Raw genomic sequence first — 24,368 nt, forward strand, 5'->3', positions numbered from 1 at the left:
ATGATGCACGTGTTCGACAGGTGGCGACAGCCCCGTACGACCCTGGAGTCAAGTGGTGGACGTGGACGCGGTGTTGCACATCCTGGACCTGTTGCGGCGGGCCGGGGCGGAGGTCTGGGTCGGGGGTGGGTGGGGGATCGACGCGCTGGTCGGCGAGCAGACCCGGGACCATCGCGACCTGGACCTGATGCACCGGCGGGAGCAGGAGCCCGCTGTGGTGGCGGCCCTGGCAGGCGCGGGCTTCGTGGAGAGCCTCGACCTGCGGCCGGTGCGGTTCGTGGTCACCGCTCCCGGCGGACGGGAGGTCGATCTGCACCCGCTGGTCTTCGCCGGGGACGGTTCCGCCGTGCAGGCGTCGGGGGAGCCGGAGCGGCCCTTCGCGTACCCGGCCGCCGGCTTCGTGACCGGGAGCATCGGCGGGACGGCCGTTCCGTGTCTGTCCGCCGAGCAGCAGGTCTACTTCCACCAGGGGTACGAGCCCTCGGAGCATGACCGGCACGACATGGCTCAGCTCTGGCGGGTCTTCGGGATCGCCACCCACTTCTGAGCGGAGACCGCTTCTGCACGGAGACCTCAAAGACGCGGAGACCGCAAAGACGCGGAGACCGCAAAGACGCGGCGCCCCCGGGCCCGGTGGGACCCGAGGGCGCCGAACAGCACCGTCGTGAGCGCTACTTCACCGGCTCCGGCTCCGGCTCGCTCTCCGCCTCCGCCGCGTCCTGCGGGTCGCCCGGGGTCTTCACGGACTGCAGCAGCAGCTGGGCGACGTCGACGACCTGGATCGACTCCTTCGCCTTGCCGTCGTTCTTCTTGCCGTTGACCGAGTCGGTGAGCATGACCAGGCAGAACGGGCAGGCCGTCGAGACGATGTCGGGGTTGAGGGAAAGAGCTTCGTCGACGCGCTCGTTGTTGATGCGCTTGCCGATCCGCTCCTCCATCCACATCCGCGCGCCACCGGCGCCACAGCAGAAGCCGCGCTCCTTGTGGCGGTGCATCTCCTCGTTGCGCAGGCCCGGGACGCCCGCGATGATCTCGCGCGGGGGCGTGTAGATCTTGTTGTGGCGGCCCAGGTAGCAGGGGTCGTGGTAGGTGATGATGCCCTCGACCGGCGTGACCGGGACCAGCTTGCCCTCGTCCACCAGGTGCTGGAGCAGCTGGGTGTGGTGGATGACCTCGTAGTCGCCGCCGAGCTGCGGGTACTCGTTGCCGATCGTGTTCAGGCAGTGCGGGCAGGTCGCGACGATCTTCTTCGCGGACTTCGGCTTGGCGGACTCCGGGACCACCTTGCCGTCGTCGTCCAGCTCCTCGCCGAACGCCATGTTCAGCGCCATGACGTTCTCCATGCCGAGCTCCTGGAACAGGGGCTCGTTGCCCAGGCGGCGGGCGGAGTCGCCGGTGCACTTCTCGTCGCCGCCCATGATCGCGAACTTGACGCCCGCGATGTGGAGGAGTTCGGCGAACGCCTTCGTGGTCTTCTTGGCGCGGTCCTCGAGGGCGCCCGCACAGCCGACCCAGTACAGGTACTCGACCTCGGTGAGGTCCTCGATGTCCTGGCCGACGACCGGGACCTCGAACTCGACCTCCTTGAGCCACTCCAGGCGCTGCTTCTTCGCCAGGCCCCAGGGGTTGCCCTTCTTCTCCAGGTTCTTGAGCATCGTGCCCGCCTCGGAGGGGAAGGCCGATTCGATCATGACCTGGTAGCGGCGCATGTCGACGATGTGGTCGACGTGCTCGATGTCCACCGGGCACTGCTCGACACAGGCGCCGCAGGTGGTGCAGGACCACAGGACGTCCGGGTCGATGACGCCGTTCTCCTCGGCCGTGCCGATCAGCGGACGCTCGGCCTCCGCGAGAGCCGCCGCGGGGACGTCCTTCAGCTGCTCCTCGGACGCCTTCTCCTCGCCCTCCATCGTCTTGCCGCCGCCGGCCAGCAGATACGGCGCCTTGGCGTGCGCGTGGTCGCGCAGGGACATGATGAGGAGCTTGGGGGAGAGCGGCTTGCCGGTGTTCCACGCGGGGCACTGCGACTGGCAGCGGCCGCACTCGGTGCAGGTGGAGAAGTCCAGCAGGCCCTTCCACGAGAACTGCTCGACCTGGGAGACGCCGAAGACGTCGTCGTCACCGGGGTCGGTGAAGTCGATCGGCTTGCCGCCGCTCGTCATCGGCTGGAGACCGCCGAGGGCCGTCTCACCGGTCGCGTTGCGCTTGAACCAGATGTTCGGGAAGGCCAGGAAGCGGTGCCAGGCCACACCCATGTTGGTGTTGAGCGAGACGACGATCATCCACACGAAGGACGTGCCGATCTTGATCGTCGCGACGAGGTAGACGAGGTTCTGCAGCGCGGTGACGCTCAGGCCCTTGAAGGCCAGGACCAGCGGGTACGAGGCGAAGTACCCGGCCTCGTAGCCGTCCACGTGGTGCAGCGCGCCCTCCAGGCCGCGCAGCACGTAGATGGCGAGGCCGATGGTGAGGATGACGTACTCGACGAAGTACGCCTGACCCGCCTTGGAGCCCGCGAAGCGGGACTTGCGGCCGGGGCGGGAGGGCAGGCTCAGCAGGCGGATCACGATGAGCGCGGCGATGCCGAGCACGGTCATGACACCGATGAACTCGATGTACATCTCGAACGGCAGGAACGCGCCGATGACCGGCAGCACCCAGTCGGCCTTGAAGAGCTGGCCGAACGCCTGCGCGAGGGTGGGCGGCAGGGTCAGGAAGCCGACGGCCACGAACCAGTGGGCGAAGCCCACGACGCCCCACCGGTTCATCCGGGTGTGGCCGAGGAACTCCTTCACCAGCGTCACGCTGCGTGCGTAGGGGTTGTCGGTCCTGCTTCCGGCGGGGACCGGCTGGCCCAGCTTGAAGTACCGGACGAACTGGCCGATGGCGCGTGCGAGCAGTGCCACGCCGACCACGGTCAGGACCAGCGACACGATGATCGCGGCGAGTTGCATTTCGGGGCTCCTCGGGCCTGCGAGGGGTCTACGAGAGGTCCGCGAGGACGGATTCTCGTCATTACTAAGCGGTAACTTATGCAGTCCGTCTGAGACTACCCCCATCCTCCGCCGCACTGTAGCCGGGCACGCAGTGATCTGAATCGCTGAGGGTTACCTTAAAACCCGATCGTGTTATTCGTGATGAATTGGTACATACGGCGCTAATTTAGGCTCGTGCTCTACGGGATCCTTGCCGCCACCTCCGCCCTGCTCCTCGCCGCCGTGCTCACCGCCGTGCTGCGGGTGGCCGCCCTGCGCCTCGGGATCGTCGACCGGCGATGGCGACGGCCGATGCCGCTGTCCGGAGGTGTGGCGATGGTGGCGGCCACCTGTGGCGTGGCGTTCGTCGGGGACTGGCGGGGCGTGACCCCGCTCGGGCCCGATGTCGGACGGCTGCTCGTCGCGGGGGCCGGCGTGGCCCTCCTCGGGCTCGTCGCCGACGTACGGCGGGTCAAGGCACGGTTCCTCGTGGGCGGTACGGCCGTGGCGGCGGCGTGTGTCGTGCCGTACGAGGAGACGGGGGTGGCGGCAGGTCTCCTCGCGGCCGGCTGGATCGTCTTCGTCGCCCTCGGGTTCAAGGCGCTGGACCACGCCGACGGGCTCGCCGGGACCGTCGGGGTCGTCACCGCCTTCGGGGCGGGGGCCTGTGCGGCGGCCGAAGTGATGGACGGGCTCGCCGTGCTGCTGAGCGTGCTGGCCGCCGCGCTGACCGGGTTCCTGATGCACAACTGGCATCCCGCGCGTGCGGGACTCGGCGCGTGCGGGGCGCTGTTCACCGGGTTCGTGCTCGCGTCCGCGGCCGTGACGACCCGCGCGGGGCAGGAACTCGGCTCCGGCGCGGGGGTGTTGTTCGCGCTGACGGCGGTGGTGAGCGCCGACGTCGTGCTCGTCGTCCTGGCCCGGCTGCTGTCCGGGCGGCCGCTGCTGCGTGCCGCCCCCGACCATCTCGGCCACCGGCTGCGGCGGCTCGGGCTCACTCCGCAGGGCGCGTCCGTCGTGCTGGGTGTCGCGGCCTTCGGCGGGGTACTCGTCGCGGTCCTGGTGCACCTCGGGTGGATCGCCGCGACCGGCGCTCTCTGGGTGGCCGGGGGCGTCCTGGTCGTCGTACTCGCACTCCTTCGTGTGAAGTCCGGCAGTGCGCCTCGTCCGGTATCGACGCAGGTCAGAGGCCAGTTGCGTGTAAGGAACGGATAAGAGTTGAGCCTGGACGACTCAGGTCTGTTGACCGAGCCGGGGCTGTCGTGCACACTTGAGTCTGTTCCACTCAAGTCAGCTGGAGGAATCAACCATGGCACGTGCGGTCGGCATCGACCTGGGCACGACTAACTCCGTCGTCAGCGTTCTCGAAGGCGGCGAGCCCACCGTCATCACCAACGCCGAGGGTGCCAGGACCACGCCGTCCGTCGTCGCCTTCGCGAAGAACGGCGAAGTGCTGGTCGGCGAGGTGGCCAAGCGCCAGGCGGTCACCAACGTGGACCGGACCATCCGTTCGGTGAAGCGGCACATGGGCACCGACTGGAAGATGGAGCTGGACGGGAAGCCCTTCAACCCGCAGCAGATCTCCGCCTTCATCCTCCAGAAGCTGAAGCGGGACGCCGAGTCCTACCTGGGCGAGAAGGTGACCGACGCGGTCATCACCGTCCCGGCGTACTTCAACGACTCCGAGCGTCAGGCGACCAAGGAGGCCGGCGAGATCGCGGGCCTGAACGTCCTGCGCATCGTCAACGAGCCCACCGCGGCCGCGCTGGCGTACGGCCTCGACAAGGACGACCAGACGATCCTCGTCTTCGACCTCGGTGGCGGCACCTTCGACGTGTCCCTGCTGGAGATCGGCGACGGCGTCGTCGAGGTGAAGGCCACCAACGGTGACAACCACCTCGGTGGTGACGACTGGGACCAGCGCGTCGTCGACTACCTGGTGCAGCAGTTCAAGTCCGGTCACGGCGTGGACCTCGCCAAGGACAAGATGGCGCTGCAGCGTCTGCGTGAGGCTGCCGAGAAGGCGAAGATCGAGCTGTCCTCCTCGACGGAGACCTCGATCAACCTGCCCTACATCACCGCCTCCGCCGAGGGCCCGCTGCACCTGGACGAGAAGCTCACCCGGGCTCAGTTCCAGCAGCTGACCGCGGACCTCCTGGAGCGCTGCAAGACCCCGTTCTTCAACGTCATGAAGGACGCCGGCGTCTCCATCAACGAGATCGACCACGTCGTCCTCGTCGGTGGCTCCACCCGTATGCCCGCCGTCGCCGAGCTCGTCAAGGAGCTCACCGGCGGCAAGGACGCCAACAAGGGCGTCAACCCGGACGAGGTCGTCGCCATCGGCGCCGCCCTGCAGGCCGGTGTGCTCAAGGGTGAGGTCAAGGACGTCCTGCTCCTCGACGTGACCCCGCTGTCCCTCGGTATCGAGACCAAGGGCGGCATCATGACCAAGCTCATCGAGCGGAACACGACGATCCCGACCAAGCGGTCCGAGATCTTCACCACCGCCGAGGACAACCAGCCGTCCGTGCAGATCCAGGTCTACCAGGGCGAGCGCGAGATCGCGGCGTACAACAAGAAGCTCGGGATGTTCGAGCTGACCGGTCTGCCGCCGGCCCCGCGCGGTGTCCCGCAGATCGAGGTCGCCTTCGACATCGACGCCAACGGCATCATGCACGTGACCGCGAAGGACCTGGGCACGGGCAAGGAGCAGAAGATGACCGTCACCGGCGGCTCCTCGCTGCCGAAGGACGAGGTCGACCGGATGCGCCAGGAGGCCGAGCAGTACGCGGAGGAGGACCACCGCCGCCGCGAGGCCGCCGAGACCCGCAACCAGGGCGAGCAGCTCGTCTACCAGACGGAGAAGTTCCTCAAGGACAACGAGGACAAGGTCCCCGGTGAGGTCAAGACCGAGGTCGAGTCCGCCGTCGAGGAGCTGAAGGCCGCGCTCAAGGGCGAGGACACCGCGGAGATCCGTACCGCGACCGAGAAGGTCGCCGCGGTCTCCCAGAAGGTCGGCCAGGCCATGTACGCCGACGCCCAGGCCGGAGCGGCCGCCGGCGGCGAGGACGCCGGTGCCTCCGAGGCCAAGGCGGACGACGACGTCGTGGACGCCGAGATCGTGGACGACGAGCGCAAGGACGGTGCCGCGTGACGGAGGAGACCCCGGGCTTCGACGAGAAGCCCGACGTCCCCTCCGGCGCCACCCCCGACGACGCCGAGCCGAAGGCCGCCCCCGAAGAAGGGGCGGCCCCGGCCGGGGACGCAACAGCGCAGATCGCCGGCCTGACGGCCCAGCTGGACCAGTCGCGCAAGGCGCTCGACGAGCGCACCGCGGACCTCCAGCGGCTCCAGGCCGAGTTCCAGAACTACCGCCGCCGCGTGGAGCGGGACCGGATCACGGTCAAGGAGATCGCCATCGCGAACCTCCTGACCGAGCTCCTCCCGGTGCTCGACGACATCGGCCGCGCGCGGGAACACGGTGAACTCGTCGGCGGCTTCAAGGGCGTCGGGGAGTCGCTGGAGACCGTGGCGGCGAAGCTGGGACTCCAGCAGTTCGGCAAGGAGGGCGAGCCCTTCGACCCGACGATCCACGAGGCCCTGATGCACAGTTACGCACCCGACGTCACCGAGACGACGTGCGTGGCGATCCTGCAGCCCGGGTATCGCATCGGCGAGCGCACCATCCGCCCCGCGCGGGTGGCCGTGGCCGAGCCGCAGCCGGGCGCGCAGACGGTCAAGGCCGAGGACGGGTCCGAGGCCGGCGACGACAAGGACAACGGCCCTGAGGAGGGCTGAGGTCGAAGAGAACGATCGGGACACCGGAAAGGGGGCACGTCGAGGATGAGCACCAAGGACTTCATCGAGAAGGACTACTACAAGGTCCTCGGCGTCCCCAAGGACGCCACCGAGGCCGAGATCAAGAAGGCGTACCGGAAACTCGCCCGCGAGTTCCACCCGGACGCCAACAAGGGCAACACCAAGGCCGAGGAGCGCTTCAAGGAGATCTCCGAGGCGAACGACGTCCTCGGTGACCCCAAGAAGCGCAAGGAGTACGACGAGGCCCGCGCCCTGTTCGGCAACGGCGGCTTCCGTCCGGGGCCGGGCGGCGCGGGTGGCTCCTTCAACTTCGACCTGGGCGACCTCTTCGGAGGCGGCGCCCAGGGCGGGGCCCAGGGAGCCGGCGGCTTCGGCGGCGGACTCGGAGACGTCTTCGGAGGCCTGTTCAACCGGGGCAGCTCCGGAACTACGCGCGTCCAGCCGCGGCGCGGCCAGGACATCGACACCGAGGTCACCCTCAGCTTCACCGAGGCGATCGAGGGTGCGACGGTCCCGCTCAGGATGTCCTCGCAGGCCCCCTGCAAGGCCTGTTCGGGCACCGGCGACGCCAACGGCAACCCGCGCGTGTGCCCGACCTGCGTGGGCACCGGCCAGGTGGCGAGGGGCTCCGGCGGAGGGTTCTCCCTCACGGACCCCTGCCCGGACTGCAAGGGCCGCGGCCTGATCGCGGAGAACCCCTGCGAGATCTGCAAGGGCTCCGGGCGGGCCAAGTCCTCCCGCACCATGCAGGTCCGTATCCCGGCCGGGGTGTCCGACAGCCAGCGGATCCGGCTGCGCGGGAAGGGGGCGCCCGGTGAACGCGGCGGCCCCGCGGGCGACTTGTACGTCACCGTGCACGTCGCTGAGCACCCCGTCTTCGGCCGCAAGGGCGACAACCTCACGGTGACGGTCCCGGTGACCTTCTCGGAGGCGGCGCTCGGCGGCGAGGTCAAGGTGCCGACGCTGGGCGGCCCCTCGGTGACCCTGAAACTGCCCCCGGGCACGCCCAACGGCCGCACCATGCGGGCGCGGGGCAAGGGCGCGGTCCGCAAGGACGGCACCCGGGGCGATCTGCTGGTCACCGTCGAGGTGAGTGTCCCGACCGAGCTGTCGGGGAAGGCTCGTGACGCGCTGGAGGCGTATCGCGAGGCGACCGTGGGTGAGGATCCACGGGCGGAGCTGTTCCAGGCCGCGAAGGGAGCATGATCTAGATGGACGGTCGTCGACGCAACCCGTATGAACTGACCGAGGAGACCCCGGTCTACGTCATCTCGGTGGCGGCCCAGCTGTCCGGACTGCACCCGCAGACGCTGCGTCAGTACGACCGTCTGGGGCTGGTGTCTCCGGACCGCACCGCGGGCCGGGGCCGGCGCTACTCGGCCCGGGACATCGAACTGCTGCGCCAGGTGCAGCAGTTGTCGCAGGACGAGGGCGTCAACCTGGCGGGCATCAAGCGCATCATCGAGCTGGAGAACCAGGTCGCGGCGCTGCAGTCCCGGGTGGCCGAGCTCCAGGCGGCCGTCGAAGGGGCCGCGGCGGCCATGCAGCAGCGTGAGGCGGCGGTGCACGCGTCGTACCGCCGTGACCTGGTGCCGTACCAGGAGGTGCAGCAGACCAGCGCGCTGGTGGTGTGGCGGCCGAAGAAGGCCAGGGACTAGGCACAGCACGAAGAAGGGGCCCGGAGATCTCTCCGGGCCCCTTCTTCATGCGCCGTCAGCGGCTGTGGTGTGTGTCAACGGCCGCTGAAGAACTCCACCGAGGCGCTCTGCGTGCCCTGGCGGCCGTAGGCGTCCACGGCGTACACCTCGGCGACGCAGGGACCGTTCCAGGGGGCCGTCCAGGAGAGGGCGCCGGTGGTGGAGAACCGGATGCCGCTGTCGCCGCAGGCACCCGAGATCTCCCAGGAGTACCCCTTCAGGACGCGTCCCTCGTCACCCGTGCCCGGGGCCGCCGTGACCTGGACGGGCGCGCGCGCCGGCACTCCCTCCGTGACCAGGGTCAGCTTCGGCGCGGCCGGGCCGGTCGCGGTGGCCGGGGTGAGCCGGTCGACGGTGACCTCGGCGGAGGGCACCGAGTCGGCGCCCTGGGCGTCGACGGCGGCCACGTAGTAGTAGGCCTTGCCCTGCGGGGCGGAGGTGTCCTCGTACGACGTTCCCGCAGGGCTGTCCAGCAGGCTCCAGGCGCCGTTGACGGAAGTACGCCGGTAGACGCGGTAGCCGGTGGCGCCGTCGGCCGCGGGCCACGCGAGCGTGGTGGACGCGTCGGCGGGTGTGCCGGTGGCTCCGGTCGGGGCGGGCACCGCCGAGGCGACGGGGCGGGTGACGGTGGCCGGGTCGGAGACCGGGGCGAAGTTCCCGGCCGTGTCGACGGCCTGCACCTTGTACGCGTACGCCGTCCCGGCGTCCGCCGTCACGTCCGTCCATGAGGTCCCCCGGACCGGCTCGGGCCCGTCGGGGTCGGACTGCCCCACGGGCGCTCCCCACACCTCGTAGTGGTCGACGTCCTTGGACGAGGACGCCTGCCACGTGACGGAGTTGCCCGCCGTGGTGCCCAGCGCGGTCACCCCGGTCGCCGCGGCCGGGCCGGTGCGGTCAACCGTGGTCACGGCCTGGTCGGCGGTGCCGCCCGACTCGTTGCCGGCCTTGTCGTAGGCGCGGACCTCGTAGTAGTACGTGTCGCCGGTCACCGGCAGGGCGGTGTCGCTGTACGAGGTGGAGGTGGTCGTGCCGAGCGGCTTGGTGCCGAAGGAGGCCCCCTTGAGCCGCCGGTAGACCCGGTACCCGGCGAGGTCCATCTCCTTGTTCTTCGCCCAGGTGAGCTTGGCCTTGCCGGTGGCCTGGTCGTACGTGACGGAAGTGCCGGTCGGGGTGAGGGGCTTGACCTTGTCGACGTCGGCGGAGGTCCGCGGCGCGTACGTGACCTTGACCTTGGCGGCGCCGGTCCAGTTGGCGTAGTCGACGCGCAGGGTGTGCTTGCCGGACGGGATCGTCACGTTGGCGGTCTTGGTGACCGTGGTGGAGACGTTCTTCCACAGGTCGATCTTGCGGACGCCGTCGAGGTACACCCGCATCCCGTCGAGGCCGGTGGCGCTCAGCGCGAACGGGCCGCCGGAGCCGAAGTCGCGGGTCACGGTCCAGCGGACGCCGAAGTTGTCCTTGGGCAGGCCCGAGACGGGGGCGCCGCTCCAGGAGTCGTCGATCGCGCTGTCGCAGTCGGTCTTCTTCGGGGCGCCGGACAGGCTCGTGTTCGCGTAGAACTGGCGCTGGAACACGGGCGAGGCACACGACACGGCCGCCGGGGCGGGCGCCGCCGTCAGGGAGACGAGGGTGCCGGCGGTGGCGAGCACCAGCGCGCCGGCCGTCGTACGTCTGACAGGGTTCATACGTTCCTCTTGCTTTGAGCGATGAAAGGGTCGGTCGGGCGGGAGACGGTTTTCAGACCACGTCCGGCCTGATCCGAAAGGGATGGGCGGCAGCCGTCTCCGTGCCGTCGGTGCGGACACCGACGACCCGGTAGTACGAGACCTGTCCGAGCGGTTGGGTCTCGTCGAGGTAGGTGTAACGCGAGGTGCCCGGAACGGCCGGCTCGGTGTCCAGCAGGCCGTAAGTACGGGTCACCGGATCCCAGCGACTGATCCGGTACGTGGTGATGTCGGCACACACATCGCCCTCGCACCGCCAGTCGAACGCGGTGATGTCCTCGGAGGTCCAGATCCAGCCTCCGCTGCCCAGCAGCGGCGCGTTGTCCGCGTAAATGCTTTCGGCCGCTCTGGTGTCGAGTTCCGTCGAGGACACGGTAGGAACGGACGGGTCGGTGACCGGCAACGAGTTGCCCCACTTGTCTCGTGCGGTCACCGCGTAGACCAGCGTCTCGCCGTCCGGGATGTCGACACACAGCATCGCCAGCGGGTCACCTGCCCCGTCGTCGAAGCAGCTGTCGAGCCATCGCACGGTCCCGTCGTCGCGACGCGTGCCGATCCAGCCGTCGTAGTAGGCGATGTCGTCGTCGACGGGTGCGTTCCAGCGCAGCACCGTCCCGTCGGCTCGGGGAGTCGCGGTCAGACCCGTGACGGGAAGCGGCGCAGTGCGGTCGGCGGTGGTGACGGTGACCGTCGCGGAAACGGCCGACGCGTTGCCCTTGCCGTCGGTGAGGGTGACGCCGTAGGTGTACGCAGTGTCGAGTTCCCAGTCGAGGTCCTGGCACCCGAACGTGGAATAGTCCTCACCACCGCCTGTGCTGTGGTCCGGGTACTCGCAGGCGACCTTCACCGCGTCGGTCCCGAGCGTCGTTCCCTTCGAACGCAGCACCGTGAAGTGCGCGCCATTGGTCAGTTCGCCGTCGGTGCGATCGCGCGGCGCGTCCCAATGGAGGTCGACCGAGCCCCCGTAGACCACTGCCAGCAGCTTCTCCGGTCTGTCCGGGGCGGTGCGGTCGATGCCGTCGGCGCTGACCGGAGCCGAATACGCGCTCGTGTTTCCCGCGGCGTCGTGGGCGCGCACCACGTAGGTATGGGTGGCCTTCGTCTCCGGAACGCCATAGGTGTGGGATGTCCCCGCGAGCTCCTGGATCAGGATGTACGAGCCCGTGGCCGGGTCCTTCTCGTACAGCTCGTAGCCGGCCGCATCCGCCACCGCGTTCCAGACGACCACCATTCCGTACAGATCGACGTGTGCGGTGAGCCCCGAGGGCGCGGCCGGGCCGGTGCGGTCGGCGGTGGTCACGGCCTGGTCGGCGGTGCCGCCGGACTCGTTGCCGGCCTTGTCGTAGGCGCGGATCTCGTAGTAGTAGGTGTCGCCGGTGGGTGTCGGGACGTCGGTGTGCGAGGTGCCGGTCGTCGTCGTGAGGGGCTTGGTGCCGAAGGCGGTGCCCTTCAGGCGTCGGTAGACCCGGTAGCCGGCGAGGTCCATCTCCTTGTTCTTCGCCCAGGTGAGCTTGGCTGTGCCGGTGGCCTTGTCGTACGTGACGGAAGTGCCGGTCGGGGTGAGGGGCTTGACCTTGTCGACGTCGGCGGAGGTCCGGGGCGTGTACGTGACCTTGATCTTGGCGGCGCCGGTCCAGTTGGCGTAGTCGACGCGCAGGGTGTGCTTGCCGGACGGGATCGTCACGTTGGCGGTCTTGGCGACTGTGGTGGAGACGTTCTTCCAGAGGTCGATCTTGCGGACGCCGTCGAGGTAGACGCGGATGCCGTCGAGGCCGGTGGCGCCGAGCGCGAAGGGGCCGCCGGAGCCGAAGTCGCGGGTCACGGTCCAGCGGACGCCGAAGTTGTCCTTCGGGAGGCCGGTGACCGGGGCGCCGCTCCAGGAGTCGTCGATCGCGCTGTCGCAGTCGGTCTTCTTCGGGGCGCCCGACAGGCTCGTGTTCGCGTAGAACTGGCGCTGGAACACGGGCGAGGCACACGACACGGCCGCCGGGGCGGGCGCCGCCGCCAGCGAGACGAGGGTGCCGGCGGTGGCGAGGACGACGGCGGCTGCGGTCGTCCGTCTGGCTGACTTCATTCGGTCCTCTGGTCGTACGGGGAACAGCAGTTGTGCGGCTGCTGTGATCACGACTCGCGAGGTGTGAAGTTGGTTGTACTAGTGTTCGCGCCAAGTCTTCACACCATTGGCGGAGAGTGGCGTTGCGCACTCGTTAAGTGATTCCGCTTGACGTCGATGGGCGGCCCCGCGTTGGCTTTTCAGTCACATGGGCCGCAATGCCGCGCCCGCGTCCTGAAAGCACCAGAAGTGAGCAGCCCCATGCGTCGTATCGCCATAGCCGTGGCCGCGTCCACGATGACCCTCTCGCTGGCCGCCTGTGGCGCGCTCGGCGCCGCGAGCGGGAGCGAGGCGAGCCCGACCAAGGGCAACGACATCACCGTGGGCGTGCTCATGCCGGAGAAGACGAACACCCGCTACGAGGAGTTCGACTACCCGATCATCCAGAAGAAGGTCGCCCAGCTCACCAGCAAGCAGGGCAGGACCGTCTACGCCAACGGCGAGGCCAACGCCAAGAAGCAGGCCGGGCAGATGCAGCAGATGATCGACCAGAAGGTCGACGTCATCCTGCTGGACGCCGTGGACTCGCACGCCATCGCGGGCATGGTGCAGAAGGCCAAGGACGCGGGCATTCCGGTCATCGCCTACGACCGCCTCGCCGAGGGCCCGATCGACGGGTACGTCTCCTTCGACAACGAGCTCGTCGGCGAGGTGCAGGGCCGCTCCCTCATCGAGGCGATCGGCTCCGGCATCGACACCTCCGACAAGATCGTGATGATCAACGGCTCGCCGTCCGACCCGAACGCCGGGCAGTTCAAGGCGGGCGCGATGTCCGAGCTCAACGGCAAGGTGACGATCTCCAAGACGTACGACGTCGACGGCTGGAAGCCCGAGACCGCGCAGAAGGACATGGCCGAGGCGATCAGCGCGATCGGCAAGGGCAACATCAAGGCCGTGTACTCCGCCAACGACGCCATGGCCGGCGCCGCCATCCAGGCGATGGAGGACGCGGGCATGACCAAGCTCCCGCCCATCACGGGCCAGGACGCCGAGCTGTCCGCGGTGCAGCGGATCGTCGCGGGCGAGCAGTACATGAGCGTCTACAAGCCGTACCCGGACGAGGCCGAGGCCGCCGCCGAGATGGCCGTGACGAAGGTCCAGGGCAAGGGCATCCAGTTCGACGCCCTCGCCTCGGACAGCGTCGACAGCCCCACCGACAAGGACATCCCGGCCCAGCTCGTCCAGGTCGTCGCGCTGACGAAGGACAACATCAAGAGCACGGTCGTCAAGGACGGCATCTACACCGTCAAGGACATCTGCACCTCGGACTACAAGAGCGCCTGCGCGGCGGCGGACCTGCAGTAACCGGCCCCTCCCCGGAGTTCACGCCACCCGCGTGAACTCCACCGTCACCTCGGGCGGTGCCCCCGGCACCCCCCGGTAGATCCCCTTGTGCGGGGTCACGTCGTCGTAGTCCCGGCCCCGGCCCACCACCACGTGGGACTCGTCGGCCCGGACCCGGTTGGTGGGGTCGTAGCCGCACCACTCGCCCGCCCAGTACTCGACCCAGGCGTGGCTCTGTCCCGCGACCGGCCGGTGCAGCTCCGCGTCCCGCTCGGGATGCAGATAGCCGGAGACGTACCGCGTCGGCAGGCCCACGCCCCGCAGCAGCGCGAGGGTGACGTGGGCGATGTCCTGGCAGACTCCGGCGCCCTGCTCCCAGGCCTCGGCGGCGGAGGTGTTCACGCCCGTCGTGCCGGGGAGGTAGGAGACCCGGTCGGCGACGAGGTCGGACACGGCGACCGCCGTCGCGTGCACGTCGAGGCCGGCCGCGAGCTCCCGTGCCTTGTCGACCAGTGTGGCCGGGACGGTCGTCCGGACCGTCGGGTCGAGGAACTCCAACAGGCGTGAGTCCGCGGTCTGCCGGGCGAGCTCGGCCCAGGCGGGCGGTACGGGGAGCGGGCCCGCCGGGTGGGTCTCGACCAGACTGGAGGCCGTGATGGTGAGATGGCCGTGCGGGTCCATCAGGTCGAAGCCGGTGACCTGGGTGCCCCAGTAGTCCCAGTACGACCAGGTGGGCGTGGCCGGGCTGACGGTGACCCGGGAGTCCAGGGTGGTCTGGGCGGGCAGGGTCAGCGGGGTCATGCGGACCTCGTTGTGGGACGAGGCGACGGGCTGGGCGTACGAGACGTGCGTGACGTGCTTGATCCGGAGGCGGCTGGTCATGCTCACGCTCCTTCCTGGGCCCATTCGACGGGCCCCTGGTACGGGAAGAACCGCTCCGCCACCGCCTCCGCGGCAGCCATGCAGGCGCTCTGCAGGTCCCCGAGCAGCAGCGGGAGTTGTTCCTCCAGGGCGTGCAGGTCGAGGTATTCGAGGCGGGTGCGCATCCGGCCGATGGGGCGGCGCGCGGGGTCCTGACGGGGGCGGCCGAGCGCGGTCAGGCACTCCTCCGCCGTCGTCAGGGCGTGCAGCGCGGAGCGCGGGAAGTCCCGGTCCAGGAGCAGGAATTCGGCCACGCGCGGGGTGTCGCCGAAACCGCCGTACACGCGCGCGTAGGCCTCGTCGGCGCCCGAGGCGCTCAGCAGGGTCGGCCAGTCGGGCGCGTGGGCGGCGTCCAGGACCCGGACCGACAGCAGCCGCACGGTCATGTCCACCCGCTCCAGACTCCGGCCGAGGACGACGAAACGCCAGCTGTCGTCGCGGCTCATGGTGGAGTCGGCGAGCCCGAAGAAGAGGGCCGCACGCCGCCGTACGAGTTCCAGATAGGCGTAGGGGCCGGTACGGCGGGCCGCGAGCCGCTGGTCGGCCAGGGCGTGCCAGGTGGAGTTCAGGCACTCCCACATCTCCGAGGAGACGGCCTCACGGGCGCTCCTGGCGTTGAGCCGGGCCGCGCCGAGCGCGCCCTCGATGGAGCAGGTGGAGCGGGCGTCGAAGGCGAGCTGGTCGAGGACCTGCTGCATGTCGACCCGGGGGCCGCCCGCGTCGACGCCGAGGATCGCGTACAGCGACCGGCAGGCCAGGTCCTCGTCGCGCCACGGGTCCTCGAGGAGGCGGTGCAGATAGGCGTCGAGGATCCGGCCGGTGTTGTCGGCCCGCTCGACGTACCGGCCGGTCCAGGTCAGTGCCTCGGCTATCCGGGAGAGGATCACGTCGTTCACTGCTGTCCTCCTTCCTGTACGACGGTGGGAGTGCCGTCGGGACCGTGCTGACGTGGGGCGATGTCCAGGCGGGCGGTTCCGTTCGCGGGCGTGGGCGGTTCCGCGGGGCCCTCGGCGAGCACCCAGGTGTCCTTGGAGCCGCCGCCCTGGCTGGAGTTGACGATCAGGTTGCCCTCCTGGAGGGCGACCCGGGTCAGGCCGCCGGGCAGGACCCAGATGTCGTTGCCGTCGTTGACGGCGAAGGGGCGCAGGTCGATGTGACGGGGTGCCATGCGTTCGCCCGCCAGGGTGGGGGAGGTGGACAGAGCGACCGGGCGCTGGGCGATGAAGCCGCGGGGGTTCTCGGCCACGGCCTTGCGTGTCCTCTCCAGCGTTTCGCGGTCGGCCTTCGGCCCGATGACGATGCCCTGCCCGCCGGCCCCGTCGACGGGTTTCACGACGAGCTGGTCGAGCTGGTCGAGGACGGCCTGGAGCTGGCCGGGTTCGTCGGGCCGGAAGGACTCCACATTGGGGAGAATCGGTTCTTCGGAGAGGTAGTAGCGGATCAGGTCCGGCACGTAGGTGTAGAGCAGCTTGTCGTCCGCGATGCCGTTGCCGACCGCGTTGGCGAGGGTGACATGACCCGCCATGGCCGCGCCGAGGATGCCCGGGCAGCCGATCACCGAGTCGGGGCGGAAGTGGAGCGGGTCGAGGAAGTCGTCGTCCAGGCGCCGGTATACGACGTGGACGGGCACCTCTCCGCGGGTCGTGCGCATCCACACCCGGTTGCCCCGGCACACCAGGTCGTGCCCCTCGACCAGCTGCACGCCCATCAGCCGGGCGAGCAGGGCGTGTTCGAAGTAGGCGGCGTTGCTGGGGCCGGGAGTGAGGACCACGACCCGGGGGTCCTGGGCGCCGTCGGGCGCGGCGGCGCGCAGGGCGGCGAGCAGCTTCTGCGCGTAGCCGTCGACGGGGACCACGTGCTGCTCGGCGAAGAGGGACGGGAAGACCCGGGTCATGGCGCGCCGGTTCTCGATGACGTACGACACGCCGCTGGGAACCCGGACGTTGTCCTCCAGGACCCGGAAGTCGCCCTGTTCGTCCCGGACCAGGTCGATGCCGGCGACATGGATGCGCACGCCGCCCACGGGTTCGAGCCCGTGCGCGGCCCGGTGGAAGTGCGGGGAGTTCAGCAGCAGCCGCCAGGGCACGACCCCGTCCTCGAAGGCTCGGGCGGGCCCGTAGGCGTCCGCGAGGTAGGCCTCCAGGGCCCGGACCCGCTGGCTCACCCCGCGGCGCACGAGATCCCATTCCAGGGCGTCGAGGATCCGGGGCACGAGGTCCAGCGGCCAGGGCCGCTCCTCGCCCGCGAAGGCGTAGGTCACGCCCCGGTCGGTGAAGGCCCGGGCCATCTGGTCGGCCCGGAACCTGAGTTCACTCGGCTCGATCGGCTGGAGCGCGGCCAGTACCGGCTCGTAGGCGGTCCTGACCTCGCCCGGCCGCTCGAACATCTCGTCCCACGCGTCGGCCAACGCGTATGCGTCAAATATGTCCGCCATGACCTGACGTTAAGTGCGGCACGTAACGGGGTGATCACTGCGTGGTTTCCGGCAGTTGACGCGCGGAGCGGACGGTTCCGGCCGGGGGTGAAGGGCCTCGGCGAGGCACTCGTGAGGGTGGCCGCGTCACCGTCAGCTTGTTGCAGAAGGGCGGGGGGAGGGCCGTAGGTAACGGGGTATACCGGCCGTTTTCCGCGCCCTCGGCCCGAGGAGCCGTGTTGCGGAGCCGGTCCGGGCCGCGCATAGTTGCTCCGCCGAGGGGGCTTCGACGCTCCGATGGGGAAACAGGACAAGAGGGCGGTAGACGCTGGAACCGGGGGTGGGATGGGCAATGACCGGGCTCGGGACGGACGACCATCCACACGGTGCTGACCGGCTGTGCGAGGCCGGGGACCGGGTGTACTCCCGGGCCGTACGGCGCGGCCGCGTGCCCCGCGCCGACGCCGGGCCGGTGCCCTGTCTGCTGGAGCTGGCCCTGCTGCACCCGGATCCCGACGACATGGACTGGCTGGTGCCGACGGCACCGCAGGAGGTCATGACCCGGCTGCTGCGCGAGGTCCACGACGAGGTCAGCGCGAGCCAGCGGCGGGTGGGCGCGGCGGTCGCGGCGGTGGAGCGGTACGCGGGCCTGGGACCCAGTCTGGTGCCGGGCGCCGGTGAGGGGACCGCGATCCGGGTCCTCGACGGTCTCTCCCGGATCCAGGCCGCGATGGACGAGGCGACCGAGGCGTGCACGACGGAGGTCCTCACGGTCCAGCCCGGCGGCATCCGTCCCGAGCACGAGCTGACGGAGGGCCTGCACCGGGCGCTGGCGCTGCGCGGCCGGGGCGTACGGATGCGGGACCTCTACACCCACGTCGCCCGGCACGGCCAAGGGCTCCTGAACTACCTGGAGTTGATGGGCGGCTCGGTGCAGGCGCGGACACTGGACGAGGTCATCGACCGGCTGATCCTCTTCGACCGCAAGGTCGCCTTCATCCCCGCGAACGCCGACCGCACCCTCGCCCTGGAACTGCGGCACCCGGCGCTGGTGGAGTACCTGGTCACGGTCTTCGAGCGGCTGTGGCGCCTGGCGATCCCCCTCACCGCCCCTCTGCCCGACACCGGCATCGAGGGCATCTCCCATCGCGAGCAGTCCATCGCCGCACTGCTGGCCGAGGGCCACCAGGACGCGGTGATCGCGGAACGGCTGGGGATCAGCGTGCGCACCTGCCGGGCCCATATCGCCCGGCTGTCGGAGACGCTCGGGGCGGCCAGTCGTACGCAACTGGGCGTGCGGATAGCGCAGGTGGGCCTGGACGGCCCCACCGCGGTGTCCCCGATCACGCTTCCCGGTCAAGAATCCCGGACCGTCCGATGAGGTAGCCGAGCTGGGCCCGGCTCTCGCTGCCGAGCGTCGCCGCGAGTTTGGCGATGTGGACGCGGGCGGTGCGGATGTTCATGCCGAGCCGGTCGGCGATGACGGCGTCGGTGTGGCCTTCGATGAGGAGCGCGGCGATGGCGCGCTGGCGGGGCGTGATGCCCTCGGGTGAGGGCGGGTGGACGGCCCGGGGATACATCGGCGTGGCCAGGCGCCACAGGCGGTCGAACGTGGTGGCGAGGAAGTCGGCGATGGCCGGGTGGCGGATCTCCAGGGCGAGCGTGCGGTCCTTGTTGGCGGGGATGAAGGCGACCGCGCGGTCGATCACGATCAGACGCTGGGTGACCTCGTCGAGGGTGCGGGCCTCCACATCGCCCCGCAGACGCTCGTAGCGGGACAGAATGCTGGGCGCGTGGCGGAGGGTGTGCTGGTAGAGCGTGCGGATACGGCCGCCACGGTCGAGCAGGGCCTGGTCGCGCACGAAGGCCTCGGCGTGGATCCCGGCCGGGGAGTGGGTCTGACTGGTGTGCGGCTGGATGGTGAGGACCTCACCCGAGGAGTCCGCCACGGCCCGGTGAATGGCCCGGCCGATACGGTCGAGACCGCTGAGGACGCTGATGGTGTCCGCGACCGCGGTGGAGCGGCTGTCGATCTCCGCCAGCGACTCGAACACCGCCGCCAGCCGCTCCTCACGGCGCCGTTCGTCCGCGACGCGGTCCGCCACGCCACGCAGCAGCCGACGCAGGGCGAAGGCCGGGGCGATGGGCCGCAGCCACCGCAGGTCCTCGATGTCCGGCTGCAGCAGACCGAGGTCGACGAGACACGGCACCTCGTCCGCCTCCTTCGCGCTCACCCGCCCTTCGCGCAGCGCACGGGTGTACAGGTGCAGACCCGCCTCGCAGAGCTCTTCCGGCCCGTGGGTGTGCGCCCCGCTCACGGGTGGACGTCTCCCCCCGGCATCGGGTGGTCGGGCTTCAGGATGCCCGACTGGGCGATGAGGAAGCCGAGCTGGGCGCGGCTGCCGCTGCCGAGCGCCGTGGCGAGCTTGGCGATGTGGGCCCGGCACGTGCGGACGTTCATCCCCAGCCGCCGGGCGATCGCCTCGTCGACATGGCCCTCCACGAGCAGCTTGGCGATGGAGTGCTGGATGTCCGTGATGCCGTCGGGGGCCGTTTCGTAGGGGGCGCCGGCGTTCAGGGGCACGGCACGGCTCCACATGAACTCGAACACCTTGATCAGGTACCGGACGAGACCGGGGTGACGGAGTTCGAGGGCGACCTGCCGGTCGTCACGGGTGGGGATGAAGGCGACGGTCTCGTCGCAGATGATGAGGCGCTCCACCAGTTCGTCGATGGTGCGGTACTCGGCCTTCCCGTCGGCGAAGTGGTCCACCCAGGCGAGCCTCTCCGGGCTGTACCTGGCCGTGTGCTGGTAGAGGGTCCGGATCCGCACACCGCGTTCTATGAGGGGTCTGTCGCGTTCCAGCGCCTCCATGAGCCTGGTCTCGGAGCTGCGGCGGCCGCTCGGCTGGACCGTGAGCATCTCGGTCTGGCACTGGGCGGTGGCCAGGTCGAGTGCCGCGTTGATGCGGTCGAGGCCCTCCAGCACGGTGATCGAGTGGGTGGAGGTGGTCTCCTGCGCGCTGAGCGCCATGAACGGCTCGAAGACCTCGGTGAGCGCGATCGACAGCCGCCGGTTCTCGCTGATCTCGTGCTCGATGGGGTGCAGGCGCTGCGCCAGGGCGACGGCGGGCGAGACGGGGCGCAGCCAGTTCGCGTCGTCCGGGTCGGGGTGCAGAAGGGCGAATTCCATCAGACACGGAGCGGGCTCGATGTCCGCTCGGAGGATTCGTCCCGTGCGCAGAGCGTTTGCGTAGAGGCGCGTTCCCTCTTCACACAACTCGGTCATCGCATGGGGATGTGTCGCCTTAATCCCATTTGTTGCCAAATCTCCACCCCCCAGGGTCCTGAACATGCAGGAACATGATGCACCGATCGTGTGGCCATGACGTGCCTGAATGAGCCATCGTCTTACTCGACGGGGGAAGAGGGGACCTTCAAGTGAGGACGAAGCCGACTATGCGTAAGAGAATGCTTCGCTCGGTGCTTGTCGCCGCCTTCTCCGCCGTTGTGGCCTTCGGGACTCTGAGTGGCCTCTCCGGTACGAAGAGCGATGCGCGCGAGACGGGTGGTGCGCAGTCTGTTGTTGTCGCGGATGACGATCTGATCGTGTTCCCGGCTGACAGTAAGTGGGACTGAGGCCGATGACCACCCCACCCGACGACCGCTCCTTCCGCAGAGAAATGGCCACCGCCTACCGCTCCGGCTGGCACTTCATCGATCTGGTCACCGCGATCCCCCACCCCGGTGACTCGTTGATGGTGACTGTCTTCGGCGAACCGGTGGTCGTCACGCGGGACGAGGACGAGGACGTACGGGCGTACCGGTGTCTGCGGCGGCCTCGGGGGGCGCCGCAGCCCGTTCGGTGTGCCATCCGGTACGGAATGATCTTTGTGAACCTGGACCAACGAGACCATCGGCTGGTGGAACCGGAAACCCCCACCCCCCGGACCATCTCAGCCACCCCCCGCAGTGCCTGACGCGATTCCCCCGTCGTAACAGATCGCTCAGGTGCTTCCCCCCGCAGCGGCGTCACCGTGACCTGAACACGGTGACGCCGCTGCAGTTTTGGGCGACATTTCGCGGTATCGGGTGATCGGGCCGTGGCTCGGAAGGCCGCTCGGAAAGCCGCTCGCGAGCCGCTCAGAAATGCCCCATCGCTCCGGTCAGCGAGATCTCGATGACCACCCGCAGCGGGTTCGGCGCCGGCGTCCGTTCGTAGCGCTCGGCGTACCGCCGCACCGCGTCCGCCACCCGGTCCGGCTCCGTGCGCACGCGCGCCCGCCCTTCCAGCGTGGCCCAGCGCCGCCCCGCCACCTGGCACACCGCCACCGCCGCCCCGCTCTCGCCGGCCGCCAGCACGTGCCGTACCTTCGCGCTGGTCCGGCTCGTGATCACCCGGGCGAGACGGGCCTCCGGGTCGTAGGTCACCCCGACGGGCACCACGTGCGGGCTCCCGTCCGGGCGCGGTGTCGTCAGTGTGCACAGATGCCGTTCGCGCCAGAAGCTGAGGAACGACGGGTCCGGGGCACCCGGATCCTGGGCGTAGGAGGTCATGCCGGGACGCTAGCCCCTGATCCCTCCCACGGACTGCCTTGAGTGGAATAGACTCAACTTTATGTACGCTGAATGAGTCAGCGCAGGAGTCGGTACAGGAGCTGACACCGAGGAGGAGTACGGACCAGTGGATGCCGAGCTGACCAACCGGAGCCGGGACGCCATCAACGCGGCCAGCAACCGGGCCGTGACCGAGGGACACCCGGACCTCACCCCTGCCCACCTGCTCCTTGCTCTGCTCCAAGGACAGGACAACGAGAACATCGTCGATCTGCTCGCCGCCGTCGACGCCGATCAGGCCGCCGTGCGGGCCGGCGCCGAGAAGGTGCTCGGCTCGCTGCCCAGCGTGGCCGGGTCCACCGTCGCGCCCCCGCAGCCCAACCGCGACCTGCTCTCCGCCATCGCCGACGCGCAGGCCCGGGCCCAGGACCTCGGCGACGAGTACCTCTCCACCGAGCACCTGCTCATCGGCATCGCCGCCAAGGGCGGGCCGGCCGCCGAGGTGCTGACCCGGCAGGGCGCCACCCCGAAGAAGCTGCTCGAAGCGTTCCAGAAGGCCCGAGGAGGGCGCAGAGTGACCACCGCCGACCCCGAGGGCCAGTACAAGGCCCTGGAGAAGTTCGGAACCGACTTCACCGCCGCCGCACGGGACGGCAAGCTCGACCCCGTCATCGGCCGCGACCAGGAGATCCGCCGGGTCGTCCAGGTGCTCAGCCGCCGTACCAAGAACAACCCCGTCCTCATCGGTGAGCCCGGCGTCGGCAAGACCGCCGTCGTCGAGGGGCTCGCCCAGCGGATCGTCAAGGGGGACGTGCCCGAGTCGCTCAAGGACAAGCGGCTCGTCGCGCTCGACCTCGGGGCGATGGTCGCCGGCGCCAAGTACCGCGGTGAGTTCGAGGAGCGGCTGAAGACGGTCCTCGCGGAGATCAAGGACTCCGACGGGCAGATCATCACCTTCATCGACGAGCTGCACACCGTCGTGGGCGCGGGCGCCGGCGGGGACTCCTCCATGGACGCCGGCAACATGCTCAAGCCCATGCTGGCCCGCGGTGAGCTGCGCATGGTGGGCGCGACGACCCTCGACGAGTACCGCGAGCGGATCGAGAAGGACCCCGCCCTGGAGCGGCGCTTCCAGCAGGTGCTGGTCGCCGAGCCCACCGTCGAGGACACCATCGCCATCCTGCGCGGACTCAAGGGACGCTACGAGGCCCACCACAAGGTCCAGATCGCCGACAGCGCGCTGGTCGCGGCGGCCGCCCTCTCCGACCGGTACATCACCTCCCGCTTCCTGCCCGACAAGGCCATCGACCTCGTCGACGAGGCCGCCTCCCGGCTCCGCATGGAGATCGACTCCTCGCCCGTGGAGATCGACGAACTCCAGCGCGGGGTGGACCGGTTGAAGATGGAGGAGCTCGCGCTGGTCAAGGAGACCGATCCGGCCTCCCGTGAGCGCCTGGAGCGGCTGCGCCGCGACCTCGCCGACAAGGAGGAGGAGCTGCGGGGCCTGACCGCCCGCTGGGAGAAGGAGAAGCAGTCCCTCAACCGGGTCGGTGAACTGAAGGAGAAGCTGGACGAGTTGCGCGGTCAGGCCGAACGCGCCCAGCGCGACGGCGACTTCGACACCGCCAGCAAGCTGCTCTACGGCGAGATCCCCACCCTGGAACGGGACCTGGAGGCCGCGTCCGAGGCCGAGGAGGAGGTCTCCAAGGACACCATGGTCAAGGAGGAGGTCGGCCCCGACGACATCGCCGACACCGTCGCCGCCTGGACCGGCATCCCGGCGGGCCGCCTCCTGGAGGGCGAGACGCAGAAACTCCTGCGCATGGAGGAGGAGTTGGGCAAGCGGCTCATCGGCCAGAGCGAGGCCGTGCAGGCCGTGTCCGACGCCGTGCGCCGCACCCGGGCCGGGATCTCCGACCCGGACCGGCCCACCGGCTCCTTCCTCTTCCTCGGCCCCACCGGCGTCGGCAAGACCGAACTCGCCAAGGCGCTCGCCGACTTCCTCTTCGACGACGAGCGGGCGATGGTCCGCATCGACATGTCGGAGTACGGCGAGAAGCACACCGTCTCCAGGCTCGTCGGCGCGCCTCCCGGCTACGTCGGCTACGAGGAGGGCGGCCAGCTGACCGAGGCGGTGCGCAGGCGGCCGTACAGCGTGGTGCTCCTCGACGAGGTGGAGAAGGCCCACCCGGAGGTCTTCGACATCCTGCTCCAGGTGCTGGACGACGGACGCCTGACGGACGGTCAGGGCCGCACGGTCGACTTCCGCAACGCGATCCTGGTCCTGACGTCGAACCTGGGCAGCCAGTTCCTGGTCGACCCGATCACCTCCCAGGAGGAGAAGAAGGAGCAGGTCCTCGAGGTGGTCCGCGCCTCCTTCAAGCCGGAGTTCCTCAACCGGCTCGACGACCTGGTCGTCTTCTCGGCCCTGACCAAGGAGGAGCTGCGCCGCATCGCGCGCCTCCAGATCGACCGCCTCGCCAAGCGGCTCGCCGAGCGCAGGCTCACCCTGGAGATCACCGACGAGGCACTGGACTGGCTCTCGGTCGAGGGCCTGGACCCGGCCTACGGTGCCCGGCCGCTGCGCCGCCTCGTCCAGACCGCCATCGGCGACCGGCTCGCCAAGGAGATCCTGTCCGGCGAGGTCAAGGACGGCGACACGGTCCGGGTGGACGCGTTCGGTGACGGTCTGATCGTGGGACCGGCGACCGGCCGTCCGGAGACGGGCAAGACGCTCTGAGCGGCGTGGCGGGGGTCGTTCCGGCCCCTGCCCCGGCTCTCACGGCGTGAACGCCAGGAACCGCACCTCGGACCACTTGTGGCTGTGGTGGACGGCCTCGATCCGTACGAGGCCCGCTGCCCGGC

20 protein-coding genes are annotated in these 24,368 nt (G+C 69.7%); 11 read left to right on the forward strand and 9 right to left on the reverse strand.

The window, feature by feature from the left end; genetic code table 11:
* Window positions 1-55 precede the first annotated feature (55 nt).
* Window positions 56-547: a nucleotidyltransferase domain-containing protein gene (locus tag ACGFWE_RS27865; protein WP_393602793.1), complete on the forward strand. Its 492-nt coding sequence runs from the start codon at window positions 56-58 to the stop codon at window positions 545-547.
* Window positions 548-671: 124 nt separating this feature from the next.
* Here the strand turns inward: ACGFWE_RS27865 and ACGFWE_RS27870 are convergent, their stop codons facing one another.
* Complete coding sequence (locus tag ACGFWE_RS27870) at window positions 672-2,954, reverse strand: (Fe-S)-binding protein (RefSeq protein ID WP_393602498.1); 2,283 nt, start codon at window positions 2,952-2,954, stop codon at window positions 672-674.
* 216 nt (window positions 2,955-3,170) lie between these two features.
* Between ACGFWE_RS27870 and ACGFWE_RS27875 the strand changes: the two genes are divergently transcribed.
* The 5 genes from ACGFWE_RS27875 to ACGFWE_RS27895 all read left to right on the forward strand — a co-directional run bounded on the left by ACGFWE_RS27875 (window position 3,171) and on the right by ACGFWE_RS27895 (window position 8,452).
* Window positions 3,171-4,190: an MraY family glycosyltransferase gene (locus ACGFWE_RS27875; protein WP_393602500.1), complete on the forward strand. Its 1,020-nt coding sequence runs from the start codon at window positions 3,171-3,173 to the stop codon at window positions 4,188-4,190.
* Window positions 4,191-4,284: 94 nt separating this feature from the next.
* Window positions 4,285-6,129, forward strand: coding sequence for a molecular chaperone DnaK (gene dnaK, locus ACGFWE_RS27880; RefSeq protein ID WP_352387576.1), 1,845 nt, complete (start codon window positions 4,285-4,287; stop codon window positions 6,127-6,129).
* Window positions 6,126-6,773, forward strand: a complete 648-nt coding sequence (grpE, locus tag ACGFWE_RS27885; protein WP_352387578.1) for a nucleotide exchange factor GrpE — start codon at window positions 6,126-6,128, stop codon at window positions 6,771-6,773. The genes dnaK and grpE overlap by 4 nt, the downstream gene beginning before the upstream one ends.
* A gap of 45 nt (window positions 6,774-6,818) precedes the next feature.
* A complete protein-coding gene (gene dnaJ / locus ACGFWE_RS27890; protein WP_352387579.1) occupies window positions 6,819-8,000 on the forward strand; it encodes a molecular chaperone DnaJ in 1,182 nt (393 codons plus the stop codon).
* A 5-nt stretch (window positions 8,001-8,005) separates the two neighbouring features.
* On the forward strand, window positions 8,006-8,452 hold the full coding sequence (locus ACGFWE_RS27895) for a heat shock protein transcriptional repressor HspR (RefSeq protein ID WP_352387581.1): 447 nt from the start codon (window positions 8,006-8,008) through the stop codon (window positions 8,450-8,452).
* A 74-nt stretch (window positions 8,453-8,526) separates the two neighbouring features.
* Here the strand turns inward: ACGFWE_RS27895 and ACGFWE_RS27900 are convergent, their stop codons facing one another.
* A complete protein-coding gene (locus ACGFWE_RS27900) occupies window positions 8,527-10,176 on the reverse strand; it encodes a fibronectin type III domain-containing protein (RefSeq protein ID WP_393602503.1) in 1,650 nt (549 codons plus the stop codon).
* 52 nt (window positions 10,177-10,228) lie between these two features.
* Window positions 10,229-12,289 carry a PA14 domain-containing protein gene (locus tag ACGFWE_RS27905; protein ID WP_393602505.1) on the reverse strand — a complete coding sequence of 687 codons (2,061 nt, stop codon included), beginning with the start codon at window positions 12,287-12,289 and terminating at the stop codon, window positions 10,229-10,231.
* A 240-nt stretch (window positions 12,290-12,529) separates the two neighbouring features.
* Here ACGFWE_RS27905 and ACGFWE_RS27910 point away from each other — a divergent pair, with 240 nt between their 5' ends.
* Window positions 12,530-13,633 carry a sugar ABC transporter substrate-binding protein gene (locus ACGFWE_RS27910; RefSeq protein ID WP_393602506.1) on the forward strand — a complete coding sequence of 368 codons (1,104 nt, stop codon included), beginning with the start codon at window positions 12,530-12,532 and terminating at the stop codon, window positions 13,631-13,633.
* Window positions 13,634-13,651: 18 nt separating this feature from the next.
* Here ACGFWE_RS27910 and ACGFWE_RS27915 read toward each other — a convergent pair whose 3' ends face one another.
* From ACGFWE_RS27915 to ACGFWE_RS27925, 3 genes are read right to left on the reverse strand one after another with little or no spacing between them, the layout of a single operon-like run.
* The gene (locus ACGFWE_RS27915; protein WP_393602508.1) at window positions 13,652-14,494 is read right to left on the reverse strand and encodes a transglutaminase N-terminal domain-containing protein; all 843 of its coding nucleotides are present in this window, start codon (window positions 14,492-14,494) and stop codon (window positions 13,652-13,654) included.
* Window positions 14,495-14,496: 2 nt separating this feature from the next.
* Window positions 14,497-15,429: an alpha-E domain-containing protein gene (locus ACGFWE_RS27920; RefSeq protein WP_393602510.1), complete on the reverse strand. Its 933-nt coding sequence runs from the start codon at window positions 15,427-15,429 to the stop codon at window positions 14,497-14,499.
* The gene (locus tag ACGFWE_RS27925; RefSeq protein WP_352387593.1) at window positions 15,426-16,967 is read right to left on the reverse strand and encodes a circularly permuted type 2 ATP-grasp protein; all 1,542 of its coding nucleotides are present in this window, start codon (window positions 16,965-16,967) and stop codon (window positions 15,426-15,428) included. Before ACGFWE_RS27925 ends, ACGFWE_RS27920 begins: the two co-directional genes overlap by 4 nt.
* Window positions 16,968-17,298: 331 nt before the next feature.
* On the opposite strand from ACGFWE_RS27925, the gene ACGFWE_RS27930 reads away from it, so the two are divergent.
* Complete coding sequence (locus tag ACGFWE_RS27930) at window positions 17,299-18,327, forward strand: LuxR C-terminal-related transcriptional regulator (RefSeq protein ID WP_393602512.1); 1,029 nt, start codon at window positions 17,299-17,301, stop codon at window positions 18,325-18,327.
* On the opposite strand, the gene ACGFWE_RS27935 is transcribed toward ACGFWE_RS27930, so the two are convergent.
* Both ACGFWE_RS27935 and ACGFWE_RS27940 read right to left on the reverse strand, forming a co-directional pair.
* On the reverse strand, window positions 18,290-19,264 hold the full coding sequence (locus ACGFWE_RS27935; protein ID WP_352387597.1) for a helix-turn-helix transcriptional regulator: 975 nt from the start codon (window positions 19,262-19,264) through the stop codon (window positions 18,290-18,292). The two genes, ACGFWE_RS27930 and ACGFWE_RS27935, sit on opposite strands and share 38 nt — an antisense overlap.
* Window positions 19,261-20,301 carry a helix-turn-helix transcriptional regulator gene (locus ACGFWE_RS27940; protein WP_352387599.1) on the reverse strand — a complete coding sequence of 347 codons (1,041 nt, stop codon included), beginning with the start codon at window positions 20,299-20,301 and terminating at the stop codon, window positions 19,261-19,263. The genes ACGFWE_RS27935 and ACGFWE_RS27940 overlap by 4 nt, the downstream gene beginning before the upstream one ends.
* Before the next feature lie 128 nt (window positions 20,302-20,429).
* On the opposite strand from ACGFWE_RS27940, the gene ACGFWE_RS27945 reads away from it, so the two are divergent.
* Entirely contained in the window at window positions 20,430-20,585 is a 156-nt protein-coding gene (locus ACGFWE_RS27945) for a hypothetical protein (RefSeq protein ID WP_352388087.1), read from the forward strand.
* Window positions 20,586-20,590: 5 nt separating this feature from the next.
* Window positions 20,591-20,926: a hypothetical protein gene (locus ACGFWE_RS27950; RefSeq protein ID WP_028809089.1), complete on the forward strand. Its 336-nt coding sequence runs from the start codon at window positions 20,591-20,593 to the stop codon at window positions 20,924-20,926.
* Between the two features lie 163 nt (window positions 20,927-21,089).
* Here ACGFWE_RS27950 and ACGFWE_RS27955 read toward each other — a convergent pair whose 3' ends face one another.
* Complete coding sequence (locus tag ACGFWE_RS27955; protein WP_393602515.1) at window positions 21,090-21,503, reverse strand: pyridoxamine 5'-phosphate oxidase family protein; 414 nt, start codon at window positions 21,501-21,503, stop codon at window positions 21,090-21,092.
* A 127-nt stretch (window positions 21,504-21,630) separates the two neighbouring features.
* Here ACGFWE_RS27955 and clpB point away from each other — a divergent pair, with 127 nt between their 5' ends.
* A complete protein-coding gene (clpB, locus tag ACGFWE_RS27960; RefSeq protein WP_352387603.1) occupies window positions 21,631-24,243 on the forward strand; it encodes an ATP-dependent chaperone ClpB in 2,613 nt (870 codons plus the stop codon).
* Window positions 24,244-24,368 lie beyond the last annotated feature (125 nt).

It is taken from the genome of Streptomyces sp. NPDC048523 (assembly GCF_043199815.1).
Lineage (GTDB): Bacteria > Actinomycetota > Actinomycetes > Streptomycetales > Streptomycetaceae > Streptomyces.